12 protein-coding genes are annotated in these 9,754 nt (G+C 71.2%); 4 read left to right on the top strand and 8 right to left on the bottom strand.

Translation table 11 applies throughout. From position 1 onward, the window contains the following. The first annotated feature begins 26 nt into the window (after positions 1 to 26). Positions 27 to 500: a MarR family winged helix-turn-helix transcriptional regulator gene (locus VGO20_RS16260; RefSeq protein ID WP_327503424.1), complete on the top strand. Its 474-nt coding sequence runs from the start codon at positions 27 to 29 to the stop codon at positions 498 to 500. Positions 501 to 533: 33 nt separating this feature from the next. Here the strand turns inward: VGO20_RS16260 and VGO20_RS16255 are convergent, their stop codons facing one another. From VGO20_RS16255 to VGO20_RS16240, 4 genes are all read right to left on the bottom strand, one after another. After that, positions 534 to 1,328, bottom strand: coding sequence for an ABC transporter ATP-binding protein (locus VGO20_RS16255; RefSeq protein ID WP_327503423.1), 795 nt, complete (start codon positions 1,326 to 1,328; stop codon positions 534 to 536). Then, entirely contained in the window at positions 1,325 to 2,110 is a 786-nt protein-coding gene (locus tag VGO20_RS16250; RefSeq protein WP_327503422.1) for an ABC transporter permease, read from the bottom strand. The genes VGO20_RS16255 and VGO20_RS16250 overlap by 4 nt, the downstream gene beginning before the upstream one ends. Before the next feature lie 2 nt (positions 2,111 to 2,112). Then, positions 2,113 to 3,066, bottom strand: coding sequence for an ABC transporter substrate-binding protein (locus tag VGO20_RS16245; RefSeq protein WP_327503421.1), 954 nt, complete (start codon positions 3,064 to 3,066; stop codon positions 2,113 to 2,115). 155 nt (positions 3,067 to 3,221) lie between these two features. Next, the gene (locus tag VGO20_RS16240) at positions 3,222 to 3,380 is read right to left on the bottom strand and encodes a hypothetical protein (RefSeq protein ID WP_327503420.1); all 159 of its coding nucleotides are present in this window, start codon (positions 3,378 to 3,380) and stop codon (positions 3,222 to 3,224) included. A gap of 161 nt (positions 3,381 to 3,541) precedes the next feature. Here VGO20_RS16240 and VGO20_RS16235 point away from each other — a divergent pair, with 161 nt between their 5' ends. Next, positions 3,542 to 4,006 carry an NUDIX domain-containing protein gene (locus VGO20_RS16235; RefSeq protein ID WP_327503419.1) on the top strand — a complete coding sequence of 155 codons (465 nt, stop codon included), beginning with the start codon at positions 3,542 to 3,544 and terminating at the stop codon, positions 4,004 to 4,006. A gap of 4 nt (positions 4,007 to 4,010) precedes the next feature. Here the strand turns inward: VGO20_RS16235 and VGO20_RS16230 are convergent, their stop codons facing one another. Genes VGO20_RS16230 through VGO20_RS16220 form a run of 3 tightly spaced genes read right to left on the bottom strand, consistent with a single transcriptional unit; the run spans position 4,011 to position 6,152 of the window. After that, complete coding sequence (locus VGO20_RS16230; protein ID WP_327503418.1) at positions 4,011 to 4,832, bottom strand: metal ABC transporter permease; 822 nt, start codon at positions 4,830 to 4,832, stop codon at positions 4,011 to 4,013. Further along, a complete protein-coding gene (gene znuC, locus VGO20_RS16225) occupies positions 4,832 to 5,680 on the bottom strand; it encodes a zinc ABC transporter ATP-binding protein ZnuC (RefSeq protein ID WP_327503417.1) in 849 nt (282 codons plus the stop codon). Before znuC ends, VGO20_RS16230 begins: the two co-directional genes overlap by 1 nt. Further along, the gene (locus tag VGO20_RS16220; RefSeq protein WP_327503416.1) at positions 5,673 to 6,152 is read right to left on the bottom strand and encodes a Fur family transcriptional regulator; all 480 of its coding nucleotides are present in this window, start codon (positions 6,150 to 6,152) and stop codon (positions 5,673 to 5,675) included. The genes znuC and VGO20_RS16220 overlap by 8 nt, the downstream gene beginning before the upstream one ends. A 208-nt stretch (positions 6,153 to 6,360) precedes the next feature. Here VGO20_RS16220 and VGO20_RS16215 point away from each other — a divergent pair, with 208 nt between their 5' ends. Both VGO20_RS16215 and VGO20_RS16210 read left to right on the top strand, forming a co-directional pair. Next, positions 6,361 to 7,557 (top strand): urate hydroxylase PuuD, encoded by a 1,197-nt coding sequence (locus VGO20_RS16215; protein ID WP_327503415.1) that lies wholly within the window; start codon positions 6,361 to 6,363, stop codon positions 7,555 to 7,557. A 5-nt stretch (positions 7,558 to 7,562) separates the two neighbouring features. Further along, positions 7,563 to 8,057 (top strand): GNAT family N-acetyltransferase, encoded by a 495-nt coding sequence (locus VGO20_RS16210; RefSeq protein ID WP_327503414.1) that lies wholly within the window; start codon positions 7,563 to 7,565, stop codon positions 8,055 to 8,057. 10 nt (positions 8,058 to 8,067) lie between these two features. Here VGO20_RS16210 and VGO20_RS16205 read toward each other — a convergent pair whose 3' ends face one another. After that, on the bottom strand, positions 8,068 to 9,558 hold the full coding sequence (locus tag VGO20_RS16205; RefSeq protein WP_327503413.1) for a S10 family peptidase: 1,491 nt from the start codon (positions 9,556 to 9,558) through the stop codon (positions 8,068 to 8,070). Between the last annotated feature and the right edge of the window lie 196 nt (positions 9,559 to 9,754).

Here is a 9,754-nt window from a genome sequence, read left to right as displayed (position 1 = left end):
CGAACCTCCGTCACGAGGGCTCGGACATGGCGAAACGGGTCTCGGCCACCAGCATCGCCGCCCTGCTGGAGCAGGCGTCGCGCCTGATCCATTCGGCCGGGCATGCGGAAGGGCTCTACCCGGCCCAATGGTCGGCCCTGCGCTACTTCGCCGAGGCGCCGGCCCAGAACCGGACGACGGCGTCGCTCGCGCGGTTCCAGGGGATGAATCTCGGGCCCGTGGCCCGCACGGTGCGAACGCTGGTCGAGAAGGGGCTGCTGGTGCGCACCGACAACCCGAGGAGCCGGCGGGCGGACCTGCTGGCGCCGTCGCCGGCCGGCCACGACCTGCTCCGGCGCGATCCGCGGCGCGATCTCGCGGCGCGCATCGCCGCCCTGACCGAGGTTCAGCAGCAGGTGCTCGCCGACGCGCTGGAGACGCTGCTCCAGGGCATGTTTCGGGACTGGAAGGGAGGCGACGCCGGGCGGCCGCCCGGCGTCGAACGGACGGGGGACGCCTGAGGCCGAAGCGGCAGCGCTTCAGCCCGTCTCCGTTCAGCCCGTCTCCATCCGGTCGGCCTTGATCGTCTCGACCCGGATCTCTTCCGTCAGCATCGCCTTGTAGTCGGCGAAGGCCGGGCTGGTCTTGACGCGGTAGTCGCGGGGATGCGGCAGGTCGATCGCGACGTCGCATTTGATCCGGCCCGGCCGCGCCGTCATCACCACGACGCGGCTCGCCAGGAAGATCGCCTCGTCGATATCGTGGGTGACGAACAGCACCGTCTTGCGGTCGGCCTCCCAGATGCCCAGCAGGAGTTCCTGCATCAGCGCTCGCGTCTGGTGGTCGAGCGCGCCGAACGGCTCGTCCAGCAGCAGCACCGACGGGTCGTTGGCGAGCGCGCGGGCGAGCGCCGCGCGTTGGCGCATGCCGCCCGACAGCGTGCGGGGGTAATGGTCGGCGAAGGCCCGCAGGCCCACCTTATCGAGAAAACGGTCGGCGACCTCCCGCCGCTCGGCCTTGGAAACGCCCTTCTCCTTCAGCCCGAAGCAGACGTTGTCGCGCACGCTCAGCCACGGGAACAGGCTGTAGCTCTGGAACACCATGCCGCGGTCGGGCCCCGGCCCCGCCACCGGCGCCCCGTCGAGCAGCACGCGCCCCTCGCTCGGCCGGTCGAGCCCGGCGACGATCCTGAGCAGGGTCGACTTGCCGCAGCCGGACGGCCCCAGGATCGTGATGAAGTCGTTGTCGGCGACTTTCAGGTCGGTCGGCTGCAGCGCCACGACCGGGGCCGCGTTGCGCCGGGCCGGGGGGAACACCCGGGCGACGCCCTCGACGACGAGCTTGCTCACGGTGCGGCCCAGGCGAAGACGCGCTCGTTGAAGCGCTTGAACAGGAAGTCGGAGACGAGGCCGATGACCCCGATCACGAAGATGCCGAAGATCATCTGGCCGGTGTCGAGGAAGCGTTGCGCGTCGATGATCATGAAGCCGATGCCGCTGGACGCGCCGATCAGCTCGGCGACGATCACGTAGGTCCAGGCCCAGCCGAGCACGAGGCGCAAGGTCTCGAAGATCTGGGGCGCCGCCGCCGGCAGCATGACCCGCAGCACGACGCCCCGCCCGCCGGCGCCCAGCGTGTAGGCCGCCTCCACCAGCTCGGTGCGCACGCTGCCCACCGCCACCGCGACCATCAGCGCGATCTGGAACACCGCGCCGATGAAGATCACCGCCAGCTTCTGCACCTCGCCCACCCCGAACCACAGGATCAGCAGCGGGATGAAGGCCGAGGCGGGCAGATAGCGCGCGAAGGACACGGCCGGCTCGAAGAACGCTTCGACGCCCTTGTAGGCGCCCATCGCGATGCCGAGCGGGACCGCCACCACCGCCGCGATCAGGAAGCCGCCGAATACCCGGCCCATGGTGACCGCGATGTCGTAGGCGAACCCGAACTCCGTCAGGAGTTCCCAGCCGGCGACCAGCGTCGCCCAGGGGCTCGCCAGGAACAGCGGCTGCACGAGGCCGGTGAAGGTCGCGGCCCCCCAGGCGGCGGCGATGGCGACGAAGCAGGCGATCCCCAGGGCGACGCGTCGCCCGGGGGACACCGGCTGCAGGGGCGTGATGGACGCGGCCATTCTCACTTCACGAAGGAGCCGTCGATCATGGTCGAGGTATCGGCCGGCCGGCGGACCAGCTTTGCTTCCGTCATGATCTCGTTGGCTTCCTCCAGGAAGGCCGGCAGCGTCTCGGTCATGTATTCCCGGTTGGCCTCGCGGCCGTACCACGACACGTTCGCGGCGGACTCCGCGAACTGCTCGGCCGTCTGGTTCACGTCCGCGCCCATGATCGCGAACGCCTCGTCCCGGTTCGCCTCGATGTAGTCGAGCGCCTCGAACCAGGACTTGACCATGGCCTCGACGACCTCCGGGTTCTGCTCGATGTAGTCCGGCTGGAAGGCCAGCGTGTCGACGATCACGCCCGGGGTCTCGGCGGAGGTAACGATGACGGTCCCGGCGCCGCTGTCGCGTACGGTCGACAGGTACGGCTCGTAGGTGACGGCCGCGTCGAACTGGCCGGCCACGAACGCGTTGGCCGCGTCCTTGGGCTGGAGGTTGGTCAGCTTCACGTCTTCCAGCGACAGGCCCTCCTGCTTCAGGAGATAGGCCAGCCAGAACTGCGGCACGCCGCCGAACTGCACCGCGACCGACTTGTCCCTCAGGTCCGCGACCGAGGAGATGTCGCCGCGCGCGGCGATGCCGTCGCCGCCCGACGACGTGTCGAGCACGAGCACCTGCGTGACCGGCACGCCGGAGGACGCATACAGGATGTGCGTGTCCACCGTCGTCGTGATCGCCTGGACGTCCCCCGACGCCATCGCCTGGTGGCGGTTCGAGGTCGGCATCTTCACGATCTCGACGTCGACCCCGTTCCTTTCGAAGATCCCCGTCTTCTGCGCGAGCGTGATCGGGGCGAAACCGGTCCAGCCGCTCATCGCCAGGGTGACCTTGGGCCTGTCCTGGGCAACGGCCCCCGCGGATACCGCCGCGAGGCCGAGGATCGCCGCCACGAGGCCGATTGTGCGTCCCGTCATGAAGCTACCCCATTGTTTTTCATTCATGTCCCGCCGTCCGCGCTGCACCGCAGCACGCGGCCGGCACGAGAGTTCCATATGGCGACTCCGTTGCCAACGGGAATTCTCTTCCCGGCCGCCGGCCGCGTATGCAGGCCCGGCGGCCGGGCCGGAAGCTATCGGCGGTCGCGTCCCGGACGGGTGCGATCGAGGGACGGCGCCTCATCCAGGGAATGGCGCGCGGCGGCATCCCGCCTGCCGCCTCTGCGCTGGAACAGGAAGACGAGCAGGCCGCCGACGGCGACGACGCCGAAGAAGGTGATCCAGATCTCCATGACGGTGCCCTCCCGTTTCGACTCCGCGGCGCGGCCGTTCCGCCCACGGCGACTTTCCATAGTCTCGCGCGGGACTGCGTTGCGCCAGGGGCATTCGCGGACCAACTTCGCCATCGCTATGATGCCGACGACGACGAAACGGCTCCGGCGGACAATGGGGAATGGAGATGGTCGAACTGCGCGAAGCGAGGGTCGGCGTCGGGGCCTTCGTGCTCGACGGCGAGAAGCGCCTGCTGCTGGTGAAGCGCAGGCGGGATCCCGAAGCCGGGCATTGGGGCCTTCCCGGAGGCAAGGTGGAGTTCCTCGAGACCGTGGAGGCGGCCGCCATCCGCGAGATCAAGGAGGAACTGGGGCTCGACATCCACCTGGACCGCCTGCTTTGCGTCGTCAATCAGATCTCGGCGACCGAGGGGGTGCACTGGGTGGCGCCCGTGTTCCTCTCGACCCTTGCCCATGGCTGCGCCGCCAACCGGGACCCGGCGGCGATCGAGGCGGTGGGCTGGTTCGATCTGACCCGCCTGCCCACCCCGCTGACGGTCGCGACCGTGATGGCGCTGGAAGCGCACGGGCCGGCGGGTATCCCGCCCGCCCCGAGCGAGGGCACCTGCGGCTGGCGCGCGGGCTGAGGCCTCAGGCCCCCCTGGCCGGGCGCAGCAGCGCGCCCGCGGCCTGGACGGCGACGAAGATCAGCAGCGCCGCGACGACGACGGAGGGGCCCGACGGCGTGTCGAAGTTCAGTGAGCCCCACAGGCCGGCGGCCACGGCGAGGCTGCCGATGATCGAGGCGGCCACCGCCATGCCTTCCGGCGTCGTCGCGAAACGGCGCGCCGCGGCGGCGGGAATGATCAGCAGCGACGTGATCAGCAGGATGCCGACGATCTTCATCGCGATCGCGATCACGACCGCCAGCAGAAGGGTGAAGGTGAGGCGCACCGCCAGCGACGGTATGCCCTCCGCGCGCGCCAGCTCGTCGTGGACGGTGAGCGCCAGCAGCGGGCGCCAGACCGCCGCGAGCCCGGCCAGCACCACCACGCCCCCCGACCAGATCCACGCCAGGTCGGCCCGGCCGACCGCGAGGATGTCGCCGAACAGGTAGCCCATCAGGTCGATGCGCACGCCGTCCATCACGCTGATGATGACGAGGCCGATCGCCAGCGCGGAGTGGGACAGCAGGCCGAGCAGCGTGTCCGTCGACCAGCGCCGCTGCTCCTGCATCAGGACGATGACGACGGCGAGCGCCACGCAGGTCGCGACGATCCCGACCGTGAGGTCGATCGCCAGCAGGAAGCCCAGCGCGACGCCGAGCAGGGCCGAATGCGCGAGCGTGTCGCCGAAATAGGCCATCCGGCGCCACACCACGAAACAGCCGAGCGGGCCGACCGCCATGGCGACGCCGACGCCGCCGAGAAGGGCGCGCAGCAGGAAATCGTCGAGCAGGAAGGCGCCCGGCATCACCGACCCTCCTCCCCATGGGCATGGGCCCCATGGACGTGGGGCTCGTGAGCGTGCGCGTGGCCGTGGCCATGGTCGTGCCCGCAGGCGCCGATCGGCTCGACGCTGCCGTCGGTCGCGTGCCGGTGTCCGTGCGCGTGGTGGTACACCGCGAGGCTGTGCGCCGCGGCGGCCCCGAACAGCGACAGGTAGCGGGGATCGCGGCTGATCGCCTCCGGCGTGCCGGAGCAGCAGAGATGGCCGTTGACGCAGATCACCCGGTCGGTCGCCGCCATCACGACGTGGAGGTCGTGGGAGATCATCAGGACGCCGCAGCCGTGGCTGCGCCTGATCCCGGCGATGAGGTCGTAGAGGTCGGCCTGGCCGAGCACGTCGACGTTCTGGGCCGGCTCGTCGAGGACGAGCAGGTCGGGCCGGCGCAGCAGCGCGCGCGCCAGCATCACCCGCTGCAGCTCGCCCCCCGACAGCGTGTCGACCGCCTGGCGCGCGAGCCGCGCGCAGCCGACCTCGTCGAGGGCGGCCAGCACGTCGGCGCGCGGCGCCCGGCCGGTCAGGGTCATCAGCCGCTCCACCGTCAGGGGCAGCACGGGGTCGACCGTCAGCCGCTGCGGCACGTAGCCGATCCTGAGGCCGGGCCGGCGGACGACGCGGCCCGCCGCCGGCCGCTGCAGGCCGAGGACGACGCGGGCGAGCGTGGTCTTGCCGGCCCCGTTCGGCCCGAGCACCGTCACCACCTCGCCGGCATGGACCGCGAGGTCGATCCCCTCCAGCACCGCGCGTTCGCCCAGGCGGACGCCGACGCCCTCGAGCCGGACCAGTTCCGGCATCGCGGCCGAGCCGTCAGCCATGCCCCGCCTCCCCGGCGCATCCGGCGCAGCGGCCGATCACCTCGACCACCTGCGAGCGGACCCGGAAGCCGTGCCCCGCGCCGATGCGGCCGATCGCTTCGGTCAGGCCGGTCCCGTCGAACTCCACCGCCTCGCCGCAACCCGAGCAGATCATGAAGTTGGCCGAATGCCCCTCGCCGGCCCAGGCACAGCCCACGAAGGCGTTCAGCGAATGGATGCGATGGACGAGCCCGTGCTCCATCAGGAAGTCGAGCGCCCGGTATACGGTAGGCGGCGCGGCCCGCCGCCCCTCCGACGCCAGCCGGTCGAGCAGGTCGTAGGCGCCGACCGGGCGGTGGGACTGCCACACCAGCTCCAGGACGCGCCGTCGGATCTCCGTCAGGCGCACGCCGCGCTCGGCGCACACCGCGTCGGCGGCGGCGAGCGCGTCGTTGATGCACCGGCTGTGGTCGTGCGCATGGGAAGCGGACATGAACGATCGATCTTAAGCGGAAGCAGACGTTACATTATATCATCCGCTGTCGGCACCTCCAGCGCGATTTCGGCCGGGTTCCCGGTCCCAAAAACAATTTGATGGCGCTTCGCGTTTCCATCTACCTTTTGCCGACCCGCAACGGATGGACCGTTGCCCGGCGGGGACTTCCCCAGCGGCACGGATGACCCCAGCGGCACGGATGACCATGGACGCCACGCTCTCGGAATGGCTTAACCTCGCCCTTCGGTGGATCCACGTCGCCACCGCGATCGCCTGGATCGGCACGTCCTTCTTCTTCATCTGGCTGGAGAACCAGCTGCGGCCGCCGGCCGAGGCCAGGGAGGGCGTCCATGGCGAGGTCTGGATGGTCCATGGCGGCGGCTTCTACCAGATGCAGAAGTTCCTCGTCGCGCCGGCCCGGCTGCCGGACGCGCTGCACTGGTTCAAGTGGGAGGCCTACGCGACCTGGATCTCGGGCTTCAGCCTGCTGGCGCTGATCTATTTCGCCGGGGCCGGGACATGGCTCGTGCGGCCCGGCTCCGGCCTGTCCCCGGTGGCGGGCGTGGGCTTGGCGCTGGCGGTGCTGCTGCTGGGCTGGGCGGTCTACGACACCGCGTGCCGGCGGCTGCAGGGACGCAACGACGTCGCGGTCGGCGCGCTGATCTTCGCCTGGACGGTGCTGGTCGCCTGGGGACTGTCGCAGGTCTTCACCGGCCGCGCGACCTTCATCATGGTCGGCTCCATGCTCGGCACGATCATGGCCGCCAACGTCTTCATGGTGATCATCCCGAACCAGCGCCGGATCGTCGCCGCGATGCAGGAGGGCCGGGCACCCGATCCCGCCCTCGGCCAGCGGGGCCGGCAGCGCTCGCTCCACAACAACTACGTCACGCTGCCGGTGCTGTTCACGATGATCAGCAACCACTACCCCGCGACCTTCGCGCCGGCTTGGAACTGGGCGATCCTCGCCGGTCTGTTCGCGGTGTCGATCACGATCCGCCACTACTTCAACCTCAAGAACCGCGGCCGGCACCGGCCCTGGCTGATCCCGGCCGCGGCGGCGGCGCTGGCCGCCCTGGCCTTCGTCGCCACGCCCCGCTCCGGTCCCGCGGGGCCGGGGACCGCCGACGCGGCGGCGCGCGTCGCCTTCGCCGAGGTCCGGCCCGTGATCGCGACCCACTGCGCCGGATGCCACGCCGCGCGGCCGACGGTGGAGGGCTTCGACCAGCCGCCCAAGGGCATCCTGCTTGAGCAGCCGGCCCAGATCGCCGCCCTCGCCCAGGCGATCCACGCCCAGGCCGTCGCGACCGACGCGATGCCGCTCGCGAACCTGACCGGCATGACGCCGGCGGAGCGCGACTTGCTCGGCCGCTGGGTCGCCCAGGGCGCGCCGCTGGAGTAAGGCCGATGACCGCAGGTGACGTCGAGATCGGGATCGAGGCGCCGGACGGGGCCGACGTCCTACCCCTGGTCGAGGCGCTCGACGCCTACCTGTCGGGCCTGTACCCGGCGGAATCCAACCACCTCCTCGACGTCGCCGCGCTGGCGGCGCCGGACTGCCGCTTCGCGGTCGCGCGTGCCGGCGGCCGGCCGGTCGGCTGCGGCGCGCTGCGGATCGACCCGGCGGGATACGGCGAACTCAAGCGGATGTATGTCCGCCCGCAGACCCGCGGGCTCGGCCTCGGACGCCGGCTGCTCGCCTTCCTCGAAGCCGTGGCGCGGGAGGAAGGGCTGGACCGGCTGTGCCTGGAGACGGGCATCCACCAGCCGGAGGCGATCGCGCTCTACCGGGCGACGGGGTACGTGGAACGCGGCCCGTTCGCGGGCTACCCACCCGACCCGCTGAGCCTGTTCATGGAGAAGCGGCTCCCCGCCCCCGCGCCCGCCCCCGACCACGCATGACGGCGCCCGCTCAGGAGACCGGCGTGCGCTCGCGGTAGAACTCCGCCGCCGCGGCGCCCAGCGCCTTCCGCTGCTCGGGGATCAGGTACATCATGTGGCCGCCGTCCAGCACCTCCAGGCTGGCATGGGCGCGGATCTCCTCCGGCAGATCGATGCGGTCGAGCAGCCAGCGCGACGCCATGTAGGGCGTCACCATGTCGGTCCGGCCATGCACGACCAGCACGCCGATCCCGGGCGTCAGCGCCATCACCTCGGCCAGGTCGTCCATCGCCCCGTCCATCCGCCCGGGGCCGCCCCTGGCCCCCTCCCAGTTCCAGTTGCGCGACGGCCGCTCGTCGAGCAGGCGGAACGGCACCTCCGTGTCGAGTTGCAGTTCGTTGCGGACATAGGCGTTGTAGGCGGTGGAGAAAGGCGCCCTGGTCGCTTCGAGTTGCGGGTCCGGCCCGCTGCGCCCCGGCTGCGGGTCCGGGCCGGCCTGCGCGCCGTCGTAGAGGCTGAGTGCATAGCCGGTGTCGCCGAGCAGGCGTTCGGCGAAGACCCAGGCCGGGACCCGCCCGTGATACCGCCGCACGAGGTCGCGCTCCAGCCCGAGCAGGCCGGCAACCCGGTCCACGACCTCGGACGCGGGGCCGGGGCCGGACGGCCCGATGGCCGCGATCCCCGTCAGATAGTCCGTCAGTGCCCAGCGCTCGACCTCCTCGATCGGCGGGCCGGCCTCGCCCCTGCCCTGCGCGCGGGCGGAGGCGACCATGGAAGGGAGCATCAGCGCCCAGGGCAGGACGTCGGCGGGACCGGTCGTGATTGTCGAGAACTCCAGCGCCGGCGAGATCAGGACAAGGCCGTTGAGCGCCACTCCCTGCTCGTCGAGCAGCGTGCGCGCCACCAGGGCCGCCCGGAAGCCGCCGTAGCTTTCGCCGGCGAGGAACTTGGGCGACTGCCAGCGCGCGTTGCGCGTCAGCCACAGGCGGATCACCTCGGCGAGGCTGTCGCGGTCGCCGCTGACGCTCCAGAACGCCTTGCCCGCGTCGCTGCCCGGGTCCGTCGCCCGGCTGTAGCCGGCGCCGACCGGGTCGATGAACACCAGGTCGGTGAAGGCGAGCCAGGTATCGGGATTGTCCCGCAGGCGCGCAGGCGGCGCCGGAACGCCGCCGTCGGGCCCGGTCGACAGCACGCGCGGGCCGAGCGCGCCCAGGTGGAGATAGGCCGAGGAGGCTCCCGGGCCGCCGTTGAACACGAAGGTGACGGGACGCGTACCCGGCTCCGCGCCTTCGGCAAGGTAGGAGATCACCGCGACCTGGGCGGTCGCCTCGCCCGCCGCGTCTCGGACGGGCAGGGTCTCGGCGACGGCCCGGTAGGCGAGCGCGCCGTCGGGCAACGCCAGCTCGTGCCGGGTGGACACGGGGTCCAGCTCTACCGCGGCGGCCGGAATGCCGATGGGTGCGAAGGCCAGGGCGAGGAGGAGGGCGGAAGCGGCCGGCGAGGCGGCGAGACGTCTTTTCACGCGAGGGTTCCGTATGAGGGCATCATGAGGTTCGTCAAGGGCCGGCGGCCCGGATCCAGGGCTGCGAACTCGGGTTAACGGCGGTTTACGAATTGCGCTGGTCGTGATTCTGTGGGCTGTCGGTGATTCGGAGAATCCAGCCCATGTCGTTGCCGCCGGTCTCCCTTGGCGAGAAGTCGCGCCTTCGTGCGCTTTT

The organism is Arenibaculum sp., from assembly GCF_035998295.1.
Taxonomy (GTDB): domain Bacteria; phylum Pseudomonadota; class Alphaproteobacteria; order Azospirillales; family Azospirillaceae; genus DASYHS01.
Note: the sequence above shows the minus strand (reverse complement) of the source record. Positions and strands in the feature narration are given on the sequence as shown.

Excerpts from the sequence above, each read along its gene's own strand:
- VGO20_RS16240 (WP_327503420.1), bottom strand. The coding sequence starts at position 3,380 with ATGGAGATCTGGATCACCTTCTTCGGCGTCGTCGCCGTCGGCGGCCTG.
- VGO20_RS16260 (WP_327503424.1), top strand. The coding sequence starts at position 27 with ATGGCGAAACGGGTCTCGGCCACCAGCATCGCCGCCCTGCTGGAGCAG.
- VGO20_RS16210 (WP_327503414.1), top strand. The coding sequence starts at position 7,563 with ATGACCGCAGGTGACGTCGAGATCGGGATCGAGGCGCCGGACGGGGCC.
- VGO20_RS16220 (WP_327503416.1), bottom strand. The coding sequence starts at position 6,152 with ATGTCCGCTTCCCATGCGCACGACCACAGCCGGTGCATCAACGACGCG.
- VGO20_RS16250 (WP_327503422.1), bottom strand. The coding sequence starts at position 2,110 with ATGGCCGCGTCCATCACGCCCCTGCAGCCGGTGTCCCCCGGGCGACGC.
- VGO20_RS16230 (WP_327503418.1), bottom strand. The coding sequence starts at position 4,832 with ATGCCGGGCGCCTTCCTGCTCGACGATTTCCTGCTGCGCGCCCTTCTC.
- VGO20_RS16235 (WP_327503419.1), top strand. The coding sequence starts at position 3,542 with ATGGAGATGGTCGAACTGCGCGAAGCGAGGGTCGGCGTCGGGGCCTTC.
- VGO20_RS16215 (WP_327503415.1), top strand. The coding sequence starts at position 6,361 with ATGGACGCCACGCTCTCGGAATGGCTTAACCTCGCCCTTCGGTGGATC.
- VGO20_RS16245 (WP_327503421.1), bottom strand. The coding sequence starts at position 3,066 with ATGACGGGACGCACAATCGGCCTCGTGGCGGCGATCCTCGGCCTCGCG.
- znuC (WP_327503417.1), bottom strand. The coding sequence starts at position 5,680 with ATGGCTGACGGCTCGGCCGCGATGCCGGAACTGGTCCGGCTCGAGGGC.